General features: G+C 36.9%; 13 protein-coding genes and 1 pseudogene. 5 read left to right on the top strand and 9 right to left on the bottom strand.

Features of this window, described 5'->3' with window-relative positions; all coding sequences use genetic code 11:
* The 3 genes and pseudogenes from C8P70_RS14295 to C8P70_RS01515 form a co-directional block, all read right to left on the bottom strand.
* Positions 1 to 130 (bottom strand): annotated as a pseudogene (locus tag C8P70_RS14295) (IS982 family transposase); the annotation flags it as partial.
* Between the two features lie 349 nt (positions 131 to 479).
* Complete coding sequence (locus C8P70_RS01520) at positions 480 to 1871, bottom strand: leucyl aminopeptidase family protein (RefSeq protein WP_133711588.1); 1392 nt, start codon at positions 1869 to 1871, stop codon at positions 480 to 482.
* A gap of 58 nt (positions 1872 to 1929) precedes the next feature.
* Positions 1930 to 2748 carry a UbiA prenyltransferase family protein gene (locus C8P70_RS01515; RefSeq protein WP_133711587.1) on the bottom strand — a complete coding sequence of 273 codons (819 nt, stop codon included), beginning with the start codon at positions 2746 to 2748 and terminating at the stop codon, positions 1930 to 1932.
* A 128-nt stretch (positions 2749 to 2876) separates the two neighbouring features.
* On the opposite strand from C8P70_RS01515, the gene gcvP reads away from it, so the two are divergent.
* Positions 2877 to 5729 (top strand): aminomethyl-transferring glycine dehydrogenase, encoded by a 2853-nt coding sequence (gcvP, locus tag C8P70_RS01510; protein ID WP_133711586.1) that lies wholly within the window; start codon positions 2877 to 2879, stop codon positions 5727 to 5729.
* A 355-nt stretch (positions 5730 to 6084) separates the two neighbouring features.
* Here the strand turns inward: gcvP and C8P70_RS01505 are convergent, their stop codons facing one another.
* Positions 6085 to 6687 carry a hypothetical protein gene (locus C8P70_RS01505; RefSeq protein WP_133711585.1) on the bottom strand — a complete coding sequence of 201 codons (603 nt, stop codon included), beginning with the start codon at positions 6685 to 6687 and terminating at the stop codon, positions 6085 to 6087.
* 96 nt (positions 6688 to 6783) lie between these two features.
* On the opposite strand from C8P70_RS01505, the gene C8P70_RS01500 reads away from it, so the two are divergent.
* Positions 6784 to 7338, top strand: coding sequence for a TlpA family protein disulfide reductase (locus C8P70_RS01500; protein ID WP_133711584.1), 555 nt, complete (start codon positions 6784 to 6786; stop codon positions 7336 to 7338).
* Positions 7339 to 7355: 17 nt separating this feature from the next.
* Here the strand turns inward: C8P70_RS01500 and abc-f are convergent, their stop codons facing one another.
* Both abc-f and C8P70_RS01490 read right to left on the bottom strand, forming a co-directional pair.
* A complete protein-coding gene (gene abc-f / locus C8P70_RS01495; protein WP_133711583.1) occupies positions 7356 to 8945 on the bottom strand; it encodes a ribosomal protection-like ABC-F family protein in 1590 nt (529 codons plus the stop codon).
* Positions 8946 to 9071: 126 nt separating this feature from the next.
* Positions 9072 to 10532, bottom strand: a complete 1461-nt coding sequence (locus tag C8P70_RS01490; RefSeq protein WP_133711582.1) for a lipopolysaccharide biosynthesis protein — start codon at positions 10530 to 10532, stop codon at positions 9072 to 9074.
* Between the two features lie 132 nt (positions 10533 to 10664).
* On the opposite strand from C8P70_RS01490, the gene C8P70_RS01485 reads away from it, so the two are divergent.
* From C8P70_RS01485 to C8P70_RS01475, 3 genes are all read left to right on the top strand, one after another.
* Positions 10665 to 11519 (top strand): glycosyltransferase, encoded by an 855-nt coding sequence (locus tag C8P70_RS01485; protein WP_133711581.1) that lies wholly within the window; start codon positions 10665 to 10667, stop codon positions 11517 to 11519.
* Between the two features lie 69 nt (positions 11520 to 11588).
* Positions 11589 to 12335, top strand: a complete 747-nt coding sequence (locus C8P70_RS01480) for an MlaE family ABC transporter permease (protein WP_133711580.1) — start codon at positions 11589 to 11591, stop codon at positions 12333 to 12335.
* A 3-nt stretch (positions 12336 to 12338) separates the two neighbouring features.
* Positions 12339 to 13145, top strand: a complete 807-nt coding sequence (locus tag C8P70_RS01475; protein ID WP_133711579.1) for an ABC transporter ATP-binding protein — start codon at positions 12339 to 12341, stop codon at positions 13143 to 13145.
* Positions 13146 to 13158: 13 nt separating this feature from the next.
* Here the strand turns inward: C8P70_RS01475 and C8P70_RS01470 are convergent, their stop codons facing one another.
* Genes C8P70_RS01470 through C8P70_RS01460 form a run of 3 tightly spaced genes read right to left on the bottom strand, consistent with a single transcriptional unit; the run spans position 13159 to position 15571 of the window.
* A complete protein-coding gene (locus tag C8P70_RS01470; RefSeq protein ID WP_133711578.1) occupies positions 13159 to 14250 on the bottom strand; it encodes a mannose-1-phosphate guanylyltransferase in 1092 nt (363 codons plus the stop codon).
* A gap of 2 nt (positions 14251 to 14252) precedes the next feature.
* Positions 14253 to 14879, bottom strand: a complete 627-nt coding sequence (locus C8P70_RS01465) for a SprT-like domain-containing protein (protein WP_133711577.1) — start codon at positions 14877 to 14879, stop codon at positions 14253 to 14255.
* 11 nt (positions 14880 to 14890) lie between these two features.
* On the bottom strand, positions 14891 to 15571 hold the full coding sequence (locus C8P70_RS01460; protein WP_133711576.1) for an SDR family NAD(P)-dependent oxidoreductase: 681 nt from the start codon (positions 15569 to 15571) through the stop codon (positions 14891 to 14893).

Genomic DNA, 15571 nt, shown 5'->3' with positions numbered 1-15571 from the left:
TTAAAGCAAGACTTATCAATTCCAAATCCTTCAATTTTGGTGTTCGTCTTTGGTAGGGCAATAAATTTTCATTTGATATTTTTCGTAAAACTTCCAAAATTCTTTCGTAATTTGAACCTAAGTTGTTCATTGTAAATGGTTTTGTAGTTAATTCAATTTACTGATTTTAAATCAAATGAACAACTTTTCTCTTCTTTAATTCATAATGCACAACGGGTAATATGATTTAAAAACCCAAAATAAACATCCGCACCAAACCGCCTCAGCTGACAAAAAAACATAGTATTAAATACATCTATTCTTAAACAGCAGAAGTGAAATATCATAAAAACAACTTTCCTATATCAAAGCTTATTTGAATTAGTATTTGGAGAAAACAGATCATATTAAAACTACCTGTAAGTTTTAGACAGGTATAAATAAAAAAGCAGACAAAACTTACGTTTTTGTCTGCTTTTTTTATATTCTATTTTGTGGCTTTATTCTCTGTAATGCTCCAAAAAGTCAACCAACGTACGGATTCCGGTTCCCGTTCCTCCGTTGCCTTTATAGTCCCTTGGAGCGTCCATCCATGCCGGACCGGCAATATCTATATGCACATAAGGAGCTTTGGCAAAGTGTTCTAAAAATTTACCAGCAGTAATGGTTCCGGCAAAGCGTCCGCCAATGTTTTTCATATCTGCCACACTGGATTTCAGCAAGTCTTTATAATCATCCCAAAACGGCAGCTGTGCTAAACGCTCGTGTACTTTATATCCCGAAACAACAAGTTCTTTAATAACTTCTTCGCTATTTCCCATAATGCAAGAGGCAATATCTCCTGCCGCTACCAAAGCTGCTCCCGTTAAGGTAGCTGCATCAATAATAACCTCAGGTTCATATTGATTGGCATACGCAATGGCATCTGCCAGAATCATACGTCCTTCTGCATCTGTATTGAGCACCTCAACCGTTGTTCCGTCATACATCGTAATAATATCTCCCGGGGTATAAGCATCCCCGCCCGGACGGTTGTCCGTTGCCGGAATCAAACCGATAATATGCACGTTTATCTGATTAAGTGCCGCCGCATAAATCGTTCCTGCCATACAAGCAGCACCGCCCATATCGCTTTTCATCGCATCCATCGAGCCTTGTGTCGGTTTTAAGCTCAATCCTCCGGTATCGTAAACGACTCCTTTTCCTACCAGCACAACCGGTTTTTTATTGATCGGGTTTTGGGGTTTATATTCCATAATGGTAAAAGTAGGCTGCTCTACAGAACCTCTGTTTACAGCCAGTAGTCCTCCCATTTTTAAATCTTCAATTTCTTTGCGTTCCAATACTTTAACAGAAAAGCCTGCCTCTTTGCCTAATTTTTCTATTTCACGAGCCAGCCGGGTAGCATTTAAAAAATTAACCGGCTCGTTAACCATCGTTCGCGCCCAGTAAACCGCTTTGATCGTATGGTTTAAATCCCCGATTTGTTTTGCTGTAAAATCTCCTTTAATAGCAATAGCTTCCAAAGCATATTTCATGTCTTCGGCTTCTTTAAAGTATTTTAAAAACTGATAGTTAGACAACATTATTCCTTCTGCCAGTGCCAGTGTAGCTTCTCCATCTCCTATAACCGTTAAATTATCAGCTTGCCTATCCAGCTGTTTGCGAATATTAAATCCTGCCAAGCGCATTTTTTCCAAGTCTGTATTTTCTTTTACAAAAAAGAAAAACTGATGGGCTGTCTTTACAAAATCTTCTTTCTTTTTACCCTCTTTAAACGAAATGACAAACTCGTTTAAAAACGCAGGTACTTCCGTACTGTGATTATTTTCTTCGCTTAAAACAAAAACTACATTGCTGCTTGCCTGAACGGCATCTATTAATTTTATCATACTTATCCTTTTAACAAAGCACAAAGATACAATTTTTAGATTCAACTAAAAAAAGCAGCTATTTTTCAAAAACAATGAGCAGCCACCAAATAATCGGAACGCTTTCGACCCAAAACAGCGTATAAAATTTAGTTCGTGAAGGCGAAGCGCAGCAGATAAAAAACAACGTTAATAAAACAATAACTAAATTGTTCCAGACCTGAATGGGTTGAAAGCCATCTTTAAAGAATTCAATAACGTAAAAGGGAAGCAACAGCACGGACAGCAACCATTTGGTTTTTACGATTCCCAAAGTCTGCGGAATTGTTTTCAGGTTGTCGTCATCGTATTGCAAATCGACAATCTCAAAAATGCCGATCAGCACAAAAACCAGTATAAAGCGCTGGAAAAACTTGACGCCTATATCCCAATTCAATGCCATATCAGCATTGACAACCGGAACCAACAGCGTAACTGTTGCCCAGCAAAAACATACAATATACACTTTGATGCCTGCCCAATTGCGCAAATTGGGAATTTTGCGGTGAATGGGAACCGCATATAAAACCGATAAAATCAACAAACCAAAAGTCACTAACTGTGCTTTTAAATTAAGCATCAAAAAGCTAATAATCCCAATACCCAATGCCAAAAAGCTGACCGTACAGATCCATTTCAACCTCAACGAGAGATTTTTTCGCTGGTGGTAGACGAGTGCTGCATATTTGATAAAATTATACGAAAACAGCGTTCCGGTAAATGCCATTGCTGAAACAACAGCATCAAAGGGCAGCTGACAAAAATAAAAAGTCATCTGAACCAACGCAAAAACGGCAAACGAAACGTGAATGCTTCCGTTCAGGTAAAAATCGACTACTTTGTTTTTTAACAAATCCATAGTTTTTTACAGAGATCTTTTCACAAGGATTAAATAGTTCTCAAAATTAGCAGTAATAAACGAAAAATATCAGAATATTAATTATTTTTGTAGGCTTAAACACAACAACTTTTTATTTATTGTTCGTAATGAAAACAAATGCATTTGCCTTAAGGCACGTTGGTCCGAGACCGGAAGATTTGGCTCATATGTTTAAAACAATCAAAGTGGACAACATTGATCAGCTGATAGACGAAACTTTTCCGGGGACTATCCGCTTAAAAAACGATTTAAATCTTGCTCCTGCTATGACTGAATATGAGTATTTAACTCATATCCAGACGCTGGGAAATAAAAATAAAATATTCCGCACATTTATCGGATTAGGATATCACGAAGCGGTTTGCCCTGCTCCAATCATCCGCAACGTATTTGAAAATCCGGGATGGTATACTGCCTACACGCCTTATCAGGCAGAAATTGCTCAAGGGCGTTTAGAAGCTTTGCTTAACTTCCAGACTACTGTTATTGAACTTACGGGAATGGAAATTGCCAATGCTTCCTTACTGGACGAAGGTACTGCTGCGGCAGAAGCCATGATTTTACTGTTTGACGTAAGAACAAGAGATCAAAAAAAGAGCAATACGGTTAAGTTTTTTGTTTCAGAAGAAATTTTACCTCAAACACTTTCTGTGTTGGAAACCCGTGCTGTTCCTTTCGGAATTGAATTAGTTGTTGGAGATCATCAGCAATTTGATTTTTCAGAAGAGTACTTCGGGGCTATTTTACAATATCCGGGCAAATACGGACAAGTGTACGATTACGCCGATTTTATTCATACGGCAAAATCAAAAGACATTAAAGTAGCTGTAGCTGCTGATATTTTATCTTTAGTTTCCTTAACTTCTCCAGGAGAAATGGGAGCTGATGTTGTTGTGGGTACTACACAGCGCTTTGGTATTCCGTTAGGTTTTGGAGGTCCTCACGCAGGATTTTTTGCTACCAAGGAAGAATACAAACGCAGTATGCCGGGACGTATCATAGGCGTTTCAAAAGATGCGGACGGCAACAGAGCTTTGCGCATGGCTTTGCAAACGCGCGAACAACACATTAAACGCGAAAAAGCAACGTCCAATATCTGTACGGCACAGGTTTTACTGGCAGTAATGGCAAGTTTTTACGCGGTATATCACGGTCCTGACGGCTTGAGATTTATTGCTAATCAGGTGCATGCTAAAGCCAATACTCTGGCAGAAAGTTTAGCAAAATTGGGAGTAGAGCAAATTAACTCTGCTTACTTTGATACCATTACGGTAAAAGCAGATGCCGCTAAAGTCAAACCAATTGCAGAAGCTAAGTTGGTAAACTTTTATTACGTTGATGCCAATACTATTTCTATTGCGTTAAACGAAACAGCAGAATTAAAAGACATCAATACAATTGTGGCAATTTTTGCAGAAGCTTTAGGCAAAGATGCTTTTGAAGTAACTGCTCTTAACGAAAGTACAATTAGCTATCCTGCAAAATTGCAGCGTACATCTAAATTTTTAGAACACGATGTTTTTAACAGCTATCATTCCGAAACAGAGCTGATGCGTTACATCAAACGTTTGGAAAGAAAAGATTTAGCTTTAAATCACTCTATGATTTCTTTGGGTTCTTGTACCATGAAGTTAAATGCTGCGGCTGAAATGCTTCCATTGAGCAACCCGCAGTGGAATAATATTCACCCGTTTGTTCCTGCTGATCAGGCACAGGGCTATCTGGAAATGCTGACTGATTTAGAGCACAAGTTAAATATTATTACAGGCTTTGCCGGTACAACATTACAGCCTAACTCGGGAGCGCAAGGAGAGTATGCGGGTTTGCTTGCAATCCGCGCTTATCACCACTCCAAAGGGGATTACCAGAGAGATATAGCGCTTATTCCTGCTTCTGCACACGGAACAAATCCTGCTTCTGCTGCTATGGCGGGCATGAAAGTAGTAGTGACTAAAACAACACCTGAAGGAAATATAGATGTTGAAGATTTAAGAGCTAAAGCAGAATTACATAAAGACAACCTTTCTTGTTTGATGGTTACTTATCCGTCCACTCACGGTGTGTATGAATCTGCTATTATGGAAATTACAAAAATAATTCACGATAACGGCGGACAGGTTTATATGGATGGTGCTAATATGAACGCACAGGTTGGATTTACTAATCCGGCAGCTATTGGAGCTGACGTTTGCCACTTAAACCTTCACAAAACATTTGCCATCCCTCACGGTGGCGGCGGACCGGGTGTGGGACCTATTTGTGTTGCAGAACACCTGGTTCAGTTTTTACCTTCTAACCCGCTGGTAAAAGTGGGCGGAGAAAATGCTATTACCTCTATTTCGTCTGCTCCTTATGGTTCGGCATTGGTTTGTCTGATTTCTTACGGATATATTGCTATGCTGGGAACAGAAGGCCTAAAAAATGTTACGCAATCTGCTATCCTCAACGCCAATTATATGAAAGCAAGATTAGAGGAGCACTACGCTATTCTTTATACCGGAGAAAACGGACGTGCAGCTCACGAAATGATCGTTGACGTTCGCGAATTTAAAGAAAAAGGAATTGAAGTAACGGATATTGCCAAGCGCTTAATCGACTATGGATTTCACGCACCAACCGTATCTTTTCCGGTTGCTGGAACACTGATGATTGAGCCGACTGAAAGTGAAAGTCTGCAAGAACTTGATCGTTTTTGTGATGCCATGATTTCTATCCGTCAGGAAATAGAAAATGCTTCTGCCGACAATCCGGTAAACGAACTTAAAAATGCTCCGCATACACTGGCACAATTAACAGCTGATAACTGGGATTTACCGTATTCCAGACAAAAAGCTGCATACCCGCTGGATTATGTTGCTGAAAACAAATTCTGGGCATCTGTACGTCGTGTAGATGACGCATACGGAGACAGAAACCTGGTTTGCTCTTGTGCACCTATCGAAGCTTATATAGAGAGTTAAAAATCTCTGTTTATTATAAAAAAAAGAGTGATTTTGTAAATCACTCTTTTTTTATTTTTTTGTATTGCCGGAATTCTCTCTCTTTTTGCTTCGTCCAAGCAGAAAAAAAAGAACCAATGCGATACTTAACAGAATGTAACAAACTGTACTGATATATTTCCATCTAAAAAAATCAAACAAATCTAATATCAACACAAAAGTTGTTACTGCTATCACTCCTTTGAGTATATTGCTTAACTTTTTGTTTGGAAACTCCATTGGCTTTAATCAATTGCATTTATCAGATAAATATATCAAAATATATGCCTAAAAATAAAAATAGAAGCTTAAAAAAAGGCAACACCTCAACAAACCTTTAAAAAGAATATCTTATGCCAAACTGAAGCAATCCTGTATAACCGATTCCAACTTCTGCAAATCCTTTAAAAGCTTTTCCGTATTCTACTCCAAACGGGATTACAATAAATGCTGTTTTGGTTTCTGTTGTTGTTTTTTCAATTTGATAATCTTCATCTTTCATTTTTTCTTTTCCTTTGACTATATTAAGTCCGACACCTGCTGAAGAGTACATATTCCATCTTGTTTTCCTGTTCCAATACCAGTCAACTCGCGGAATAAACGATATATGGGTATATTTTGTATTTCCTACATACTCCTTTGTACTCGCTCTGTATTGCTTTTCATTTTCGATTAATATTGCCACATCCATACCTATTTTTACTTTAGGATTAATCGCATACTTTCCATTTAGCACAAGTGTACCTGTAGAGCTGGTTTCTGTATAAGTGTTATAGCCAAGCACAGTGAACAGTGTACCAAAGGCATCACCAAAACCGCTTCCTATCTCAGGGACACTTAAAACTCCTCCTCCCAACGACACGTCCCATTTGATTTCTTTTTCCTGTGCTCTTATTGGAACACATATGATTAATAACATAACTAAAACGAGCTTTTTCATATTTATCCATTTACTGTTATAGCTAATATATTAATTTTTTCAGATAATTTTAATTAAGTACATTTACACTAAATTGTTTATTGTTAAACTCTATTTATGAAAAAAACACTTTTAATTATCGGTGGAATCTTAATTTTAGCAATCGTCTATCTTATGAATTTTGGAATTCAAATTGGCGATAATATCCGGATAGGCAAACAAAACGACTTTCATGAAGTCAAGCAAAAGTACGATTTAAACGGGTCCAAATTCAATACTGAGTACTTGGAAAACGACCAATTAGTTTTTGTGAATTTATGGGCTACATGGTGTAAACCCTGCATTGAAGAAATGCCGCTTTTAAACACCGTTAAACAAAAATACGCTTCCAAAAATATTCAATTCGTATCTTTGTCCATTGATACGGATTCTGTCAAACTTGTTCGTTTTTTAGAATCAAAAAAGTTTGAATTCCAAGACATTACTCTTGATAATTTGGAATACAAAACGGCTATTCTGAACTTTTTAGACAACAAACAGGCAGATTATAAAATTAATTCCTATGTGGTTCCTACAAGCTATTTAATTAAAGGCAAAAAAATAATCAGGACTTTTAAAGGCGGATTTGAAAACGAGAGTGATTTAACAAGCGTAATCGACGCCGTCCTATAACGCTGTTTTTAGATGTATCACAACGCAATAATCCGCTGAATTCCGATTTCTTTTAAAAAGGTCTCGTCATGTGAAACCACTAATAAGGTTCCTTTATATCCATTGATAGCTTTGGCAAGTATTTCCAGACTTTGGATATCGAGATTATTTGTTGGTTCGTCTAATATGATGAGATCCGGCGATTGAGCAGAAAGAGTCAAACAACACAGTGACAAACGCATTCGTTCTCCTCCGCTTAACTTTAGACACTTTTTATCCCACTCTTCTTTGCCGAACAGAAACCTGTTTAAATTCATTTTTACTTCATGTTCCTGTAAAGCCGAGGTATTAAAGTACTGAGCCTGTTCATAAACAGACCAGTTATTGTCAAGTAAGGAATAATCCTGATCAATATAAACCGATTTATTTTCTGCCGTAAAAACTTTTCCTTCCTGTGGTATAAGATGGCCCAGAATTATATTAATCAATGTTGTTTTGCCCGAACCATTTTTTCCTTGTACAGCTACTCGCTCTCCGCTTACCAGCTGAAAACTAAGCGGCTTTTTCCACAAGTATTTTTTGCTTTTGAAACTAATGTTGGTTTCAGTGGCAGTAAACAATATCTTTCCGGTGTGCAAGCGGGAATTATCAAATCCAAACTTCATAACATCCGTATCAAATTGTTCCGAACGAAGCGCGCGAAGTTCCTTTGCTATATGGTCCGTTTTCTCGGCATGAACACTTTTAATTTTTGAAGCGCTCATTTCTGCACTGTTTTTCCACGTGTTGGCAACAATTTTCGGCAGTCCTGCTTTTCCCAAGCTCTTTTTTGCCCTGTTATCCTGTTTTTGTTTGCGCTCCAGAGCTTCTCTCTCTTTTGACTGGGCTTTTTTTAAAGCTTTTTCTTTACTTTGAATATCCTGCATCAAAGCATTACTTTCTATTTGCTTTTGCCTGCAATAAAAATCATAATTCCCCCCATATACAGTAATCCCCAACGGATGCAGTTCGCAAACAGCATTTAACCCATTGAGCAATTTTCTATCATGGCTTACAACGATTAAAGTGGATTTTGTATGCCGGATAAAATCATAAAGGAGTGCTCTTCCCTGAACATCCAGATGATTGCTCGGTTCGTCTAAAAGGACCAAATCGGGCTGATGAATTAAAATGCCGGCTAAAAATACTTTTATTTTTTGTCCTCCGCTCAGCGTTTTTATCTTTTGCGATAAATCTATATCCTGCAACTGCCAGTATTGCAAAGCTTCAAAACAACGCTCTTCAATAGTCCAGTCATCATTAAGTTTGGCGTAGTTTTCTTCAGAAAGCGAACCCTGTAAAATCTGATGCAAAGCAAAAAGTTTTTCATCTATCCGAAGTGCCTGCGCCACAGACAAATGGTTATATTGTCCATAAATTTGGGGAATATAATAAGGTACAGCGTGGGTTTGTAAAATTCCGCCTGAAGATTGCAGTTCTCCGGCAATAAGTTTTAATAAGGTTGATTTTCCAACGCCATTATTGCCTATCAATGCTATTTTATCGCCCGCATTGACAGTAATATCAATATTTTTAAATAGTAGATCCTTGTTGGGATGAGTGTAAGATACATTTTGAACAGTAAGCATAACTTCTTTCTTTTTAAAATATAAACAAATAGCTTAACTCTTGCCGAGTCTCACTTCTTTTATAGTCTGAAAGAAATTATTTTTTACATTTCACTTCCTTTTTTTGATAAGTATGCTACAAATATATTACTTTTTCTTCAATAATTTATTCACTGCCGTCCGCACAAAAGGAATCCAGCCTGTTTTAAGTACCCAAATGACATTAAGCACGAGTATTAATCCAACTTTTACTATCAGGACTGATAAGGAATTTTCGGCATAAGGAATTTTTAATACAAGCAGCAGAACAAAAATCATAACCGCCAGTATTTTTAAGAAAGTAAAATCAAAAGGCAGTAATCTCATTTTGTAGTAAATATACAGGGTTTTGGCAATATTAAACAACGTTAAGGAAAACAAAGATGCCACTGCTACACCAAAAATCCCCAAATCGGTTTGAGTGAGCAAAATATAATTGAGCAGCACATTCAGTACCATTAAACTTAATATCGATACGAGATTAAATTTATAGTATTTGGAATATGAAATAATCTCACTGTTAAAGCTGGTTGACATATTGATTACCACATTTATTCCCAAAAGGTAAATAACGGGAAGTGAAGGCGCCAGCTTGTCAAATGTTGGCAAAAGCTGAAAAAAAGGTTCTATTCCCACCGCTACACAGGAAAACAGCAACATGCCGACAAAAAACAGATTTTTAGCAACTTCTTTATACTTTTCATTTAATGTTTTGAGCTGTGCACTTTTTATGAGATCAGAAATTACCGGAGCATACAGAGCAAATACACCCGTTGCCGGAATAGCCAAAGTAGAAGCAAGCGTAACGCCAATATTATAGGTTCCGTTAGCCTCAAAAGAAATAAAATGAGGAATCATTAAAGAGTCCACCCGAAAAGCGAAAAACGAGCCAAAACTGCCGGCAAACGCATAGAGACTATAGGTGTAGTACTTCTTTTTAGAGACTTCTGCAAACAAATCCTTATAGTTACCGTAAATAGAAAAAGGATAGTTTTTATAAATATAGCTGCCGATTACAGCGGCAATCACGTAATAAGCAAATATGTAATACCAAACTGCTTTATCTACTGCTGTATTTTGATATATCACCAACAAAAAAACAGCAGGCAACATCAATTTGGGAATTATCTTTTCAAAAAAAGTGGGAAAAGATATTTTGTGCAGATTAGTTGCTTGTCTTCTGAACAACTCAATATATGCCAAGGCTATTGCCAGCGGAAAAGACATCCATATATATTTTATCTGACTACTTGCATAAAAAAAATTGAGTAACAGCAACCCCATTAACACCCAAAAAGCTAACTTCACCAGAGAAATAAGACTAAAACTAAAAAGTTTTTTTTGAAGCCGAACAGTTAGCTGAGGATAAAAATTAATCAAGGCATGGGTACTTCCCAATACAATAATCGGATACAAAATTTGAGCACAGGCATCGACAAACCTTACAATTCCCAACAATTCCTTCTCTTGCGGATAAATCAAAACAGTCGAAATTACGCCAATCAGGACACCGAGGTAATTGATAACCGTAAAAAGGAAAGCTTGTTTGCTGGAAATACTTTTATTCATTGACCAAAACCATTAACCAAATACAAATATACTTGCTAATAAATAGTTAACTACATTTTTTTCTATTTTTGTCTTGTAAAAAGTATTGAAACTCTTTTTTAGCAAACAAAAAGTCCAAATCGATCTTGTACAATGAAATACGTTGTTGTTATCCCCGCTTATAACGAAGAAGCTTATATTGAAAAAACACTTACCAGTCTGGCATCTCAAACCAAACTTCCCGAAGAAGTAATTGTAGTCAATGATAATTCAACGGATTGTACAGAACAAATAGTTCAAAAGTTTGCAAGTAACCACAACTGGATTAAAGTTATAATCAAACAATCTGAAAACATTCATTTGCCCGGCAGCAAAGTAATAGAGGCTTTTAATTTTGGGTTTCAACAGATTTCTCCTGATTTGGAGTATGACCTCATCGTTAAACTGGACGCCGATTTAATTTTACCCGATAATTATTTTGAAGCTATAATAGCTGTTTTTATACAAGATCCGCAAGCAGGGATGGCAGGAGGCTTTGCTTATATCGAAAAAAACGGCAGATGGATTCTGGAAAATCTGACAGATAAGGATCATATCCGCGGAGCTTTCAAAGCCTATCGGAAAGTGTGTTTTGAACAAATCGGAGGTTTGCGATCTGCTATGGGATGGGACACAGCAGACGAACTTTTATGCCGATACTATAACTGGAAAGTTGTTACTATAGAAGATTTAAAAGTAAAGCACCTCAAACCTACCGGAGCTATTTATGACCAAAAAGCCAGATATAAACAGGGTGAAGCCTTTTACAGGCTGCATTATGGCTTTGTTATTACCTTAATAGCTGCTTTAAAACTCGCCTTTAAAAAAAAGAAGCCATTGCTTTGCATGGATTATTTAACCGGCTTTTTTAAAGCTAAAAAAGAAAGAAAACCTTTTTTAGTGAATAAAGAACAAGGACGCTACATCCGACATTACAGATGGAAAAAAATAATTTCCAAGCTGACTTAAGCGATTTTTTAACCTCATAAACTTAAAAACTCATTTGTTATTGGTAATTTAGCCAATATTTAATTCTTTATGATAAAATCAAGTTTAATACACATTGGCAGATACTTTCTTATGCTAAAAGAAGTTTTTAGCAGAATGACCAAGTGGAAAATAATGAAGCAGCTGATATTTAAAGAAATCGATGATTTAATTATTGGCTCCTTGGGAATTGTTTGCTTTTTATCATTTTTTGTGGGTGGTGTTGTAGCCATACAGACCGCACTTAACCTAACCAATCCCTTAATTCCGAAATACCTTATCGGATTTGCTACCAGACAATCTGTAATTCTGGAGTTTTCGCCTACCTTTATTTCTATCATTATGGCTGGTAAAATGGGGTCATTTATTACTTCCAGCATTGGAACAATGCGGGTAACGGAACAGATTGATGCGTTGGAGGTAATGGGTATCAACTCCTTAAACTATCTCGTTTTTCCCAAATTAATAGCGGTTTCGCTATATCCGTTTGTTATCGGAATCAGTATGTTTTTGGGTATTCTTGGCGGATGGTTTGGCGGAGTAATGGGTAATTTTGTAACTTCAGAACAGTTTATAGTCGGGCTGCAAGATACTTTTATTCCTTTTCACGTCGTATATGCCTTTATCAAAACAGCTATTTTCGGATTTTTGTTAGCTTCAATTCCTGCTTATTTTGGCTATTACATGAAAGGCGGAGCATTGGAAGTAGGAAAAGCAAGTACCACGGCTTTTGTTTGGACAAGTGTTGCTATCATTGTCAGCAATTATATATTAACCTCACTGCTATTAAGTAAATAAGTTATGATTGAAGTACAGGATATAGTTAAATCGTTTGATGGCACGCAAGTTTTAAAAGGCATCAGCACCGTTTTTGAAACGGGAAAAACCAACTTGATTATCGGGCAAAGCGGTTCGGGAAAAACGGTTTTTTTAAAGACGCTTTTAGGAATTCACAGACACGATAGCGGACGGATTTTGTTTGACGGAAGGGTATACTCTTCTTTGAGCAAGACGGAAAAAAGAGATTTACGTACCGAAATCGGCATGGTTTTTCAAGGTAGTGCTTTGTTTGACTCTATGACCGTAGAAGAAAATATAGCTTTTCCCCTGCGTATGTTTACCAATAAAAGCAATAAGGAAATTATGCTTCGGGTAAACGAAGTAATTGATCGCGTAAAACTCATTGACGCCAATAAAAAGAAACCCGCAGAAATATCGGGAGGAATGCAGAAACGAGTTGCTATTGCCAGAGCTATTGTCAATAATCCCAAATATTTGTTTTGCGATGAGCCAAACTCCGGCTTAGATCCTAAAACAGCTATTGTAATTGATAATCTGATTCAGGAAATCACACATGAATATGGTATTACAACCATTATTAACACGCACGACATGAACTCTGTTTTAGAAATAGGCGAACATATTATCTTTTTAAAAAACGGCGTGTTAGCCTGGTCAGGAAATCACAAAGAAATTATCCACACCGATAATGAAGATGTAGTAGACTTTGTATATTCATCTGATTTATTCAACATGGTTAGAGATGCCATCCGACATATGGACAAGAAAAAAACTAAAAAAGAACTTAAAAACAGAGAACAAGAATAATTAAAAAACTACCTTAATCAGGTAGTTTTTTGGTTTTAAGTATCATGTCTTCTACGCTTTTGCTTATTTTCTTAATATCCTGTTCTTTGCGTTTGGGATAAATAAGCAGCACATCTTCTCTGTCCACAATAATATAATCATTTAACCCGTCCACAACAACTGTTTTATTGCAATCATCGGTACGAATGATATTATTAGTTGCATTTTCTAAAAATACTTTTGCGTTTACAACAGCATTATCCAAATTATCTTTTGGCAGTTTTTCATATAATGCCCCCCAGGTTCCCAAATCATTCCAATCAAAAGTTGCAGGTAAAACATACACATTACCCGCTTTTTCCATGACAGCATAATCAATTGAAATATTTTCTGCCTTGTGATAATTTGCTTCGATAAAACTTGTTTCTTTTTCTGTATTCAACACGCTATATCCTCGTTCAAACAACTCCATCATTTCCGGTTGAAATTGCGAAAAAGCATCTAAAATTGTATTTACACTCCAAACAAATATTCCTGAATTCCACAAAAAATGACGACTCAGAATAAACTTTCGTGCAGTAACGTAATCCGGTTTTTCTCTAAACTGAACTACTTTTTTAATCGGTCTGGAATCTAATTTATTAAATTCTATATAGCCGTAGCCCGTGTTAGGAAAAGTAGGCAAAATCCCTAAAGTCATTAAAATACTGTCGTGCTCACACACATCAAAAGTACGCAGCAAATTAGCGACAAACTGTAATTCATCTTCTATCCAATGATCACTCGGAGCAACTACCATCACTGCATCGGGATTCATTTTTTTTATTTTTAAAGCAGCATACAAAATACACGGTGCTGTGTTGCGCATTGCAGGTTCCAAAATAATATTTTTCTCGTCTACAGACGGCAATTGTTCTACTACAATCTCTTTGTAATTCTGATGCGTTAAAATCAAAATATTTTCTTTGGGAATCAATTGAGACAGCCGCTTAAACGTTTTTTGAATTAACGTTTCTCCCGACCCCAACATATCGTGAAACTGTTTTGGAAACTCAGGCGTACTCACAGGCCAAAAACGAGACCCTACTCCGCCTGCCATTACAACAGCATAATAATTAGAATTCATATTTATTTATTTTTAAAAATATAATGTGTCAGCATTTCCACTTCAGCATTGGCTTTAAAGGTATAAATCCTGCCGGTTTCCACTTCTAAACACTCAAATCTTTTTACTCTTAGCGGTCCTCTTTTAAAAGTTTTTCCGTTATAGGTACGAAAATGGCTTCCTAAAGGAATCTCATATACAAAGCATACCTTACTATCTTTATCCTGTTCGTCGTATCGCTTCATTGCAATAGACAATCGCTCGTCCGTATCACTGCTTGCCGATGGATTTCGAAAATGATTTGCCAATAAAGGCAATAGCTGATTAGGAAAAATTTCCGATCTCAGAAAGGGAACCATTAACAGCTGAAATGTTCTTTTCCATTCTGTTCCGTGTGGCTTGATTTGTCCTCCATATTTTTGAAAAGCTACCAAATGCGCAATTTCGTGAATTAGCGTCATCAAAAAACGATATGGATTAAGGTTAGCATTTACCGTAATAACGTGTTTTCCATAAAGGTCTTTTTTATAATCTCCATGGCGGGTTACTCTTTCGTTCACGATTTTAAGGTGTACCTGATAATGCTTTATCAATTCAAAAACAGGTTCTAACGCATATTCGGGCAAATAAGGCTTTAATTTTTCGATCAAATCTGCATTTTTTAAGGAGTAGTGCTTGATGCCTGCAATACCTTTCCGTTAAAATATTTATTTCCATTTAAAGCAAAATCACCTATAAATTCTGCCATTTCCTCCGGTGTTATGGGTGCCTGATATCCCGGGAATGCTTCTTCCAACATTTCGGTTTGAACCGCTCCCAACGCAACCACGTTAAAAGAAATCCCGGCTTCTTTGTATTCTTCTGCAAGCAATTCGCTCAGGATGGTAACCGCGCCTTTACTTGAACTGTAGGCTGCTAAACCACCAAACTTCATGCTTCCTTGTACACCTCCCATACTACTGATTGTAATAACATGGCTATTTGTTCTCATAAAGGGTATACACAATTGAATTAAACGAGCTACACCAAAAACATTTACCTGATATACGTAATTGAAGTCTTTTTGTGTAATTTCCTCAAACGGCTTGTTTACAATCGCCCCGGCATTATTAATTAAGATATCTATTTGGTTCCATTGTTCTTTTACAAAACCGGTTATGTTCTGTAAATCCTGTTCTTTTGTAATATCGGCAGATAAACAGGTTATATTAGGGTGCTTTTGTAGCCCTTCCGCCGTTTTCCGGGATATTGCTAAAACCTGATTTCCCTGATCTGCTAAAAACTTAGCTGTTTCTAAACCAATCCCCCTACTGGTACCGGTTATAATTATATTTTTTTTCAT

It is taken from the genome of Myroides indicus, assembly GCF_004364575.1.
Classification (GTDB): domain Bacteria; phylum Bacteroidota; class Bacteroidia; order Flavobacteriales; family Flavobacteriaceae; genus Flavobacterium; species Flavobacterium indicum_A.
Note: the sequence above shows the minus strand (reverse complement) of the source record. Positions and strands in the feature narration are given on the sequence as shown.

Coding starts and splice junctions, on each gene's coding strand:
- C8P70_RS01520 (WP_133711588.1), bottom strand. CDS start 1,871: ATGATAAAATTAATAGATGCCGTTCAGGCAAGCAGCAATGTAGTTTTT.
- C8P70_RS01515 (WP_133711587.1), bottom strand. CDS start 2,748: ATGGATTTGTTAAAAAACAAAGTAGTCGATTTTTACCTGAACGGAAGC.
- gcvP (WP_133711586.1), top strand. CDS start 2,877: ATGAAAACAAATGCATTTGCCTTAAGGCACGTTGGTCCGAGACCGGAA.
- C8P70_RS01505 (WP_133711585.1), bottom strand. CDS start 6,687: ATGAAAAAGCTCGTTTTAGTTATGTTATTAATCATATGTGTTCCAATA.
- C8P70_RS01500 (WP_133711584.1), top strand. CDS start 6,784: ATGAAAAAAACACTTTTAATTATCGGTGGAATCTTAATTTTAGCAATC.
- abc-f (WP_133711583.1), bottom strand. CDS start 8,945: ATGCTTACTGTTCAAAATGTATCTTACACTCATCCCAACAAGGATCTA.
- C8P70_RS01490 (WP_133711582.1), bottom strand. CDS start 10,532: ATGAATAAAAGTATTTCCAGCAAACAAGCTTTCCTTTTTACGGTTATC.
- C8P70_RS01485 (WP_133711581.1), top strand. CDS start 10,665: ATGAAATACGTTGTTGTTATCCCCGCTTATAACGAAGAAGCTTATATT.
- C8P70_RS01480 (WP_133711580.1), top strand. CDS start 11,589: ATGATAAAATCAAGTTTAATACACATTGGCAGATACTTTCTTATGCTA.
- C8P70_RS01475 (WP_133711579.1), top strand. CDS start 12,339: ATGATTGAAGTACAGGATATAGTTAAATCGTTTGATGGCACGCAAGTT.
- C8P70_RS01470 (WP_133711578.1), bottom strand. CDS start 14,250: ATGAATTCTAATTATTATGCTGTTGTAATGGCAGGCGGAGTAGGGTCT.
- C8P70_RS01460 (WP_133711576.1), bottom strand. CDS start 15,571: ATGAAAAAAAATATAATTATAACCGGTACCAGTAGGGGGATTGGTTTA.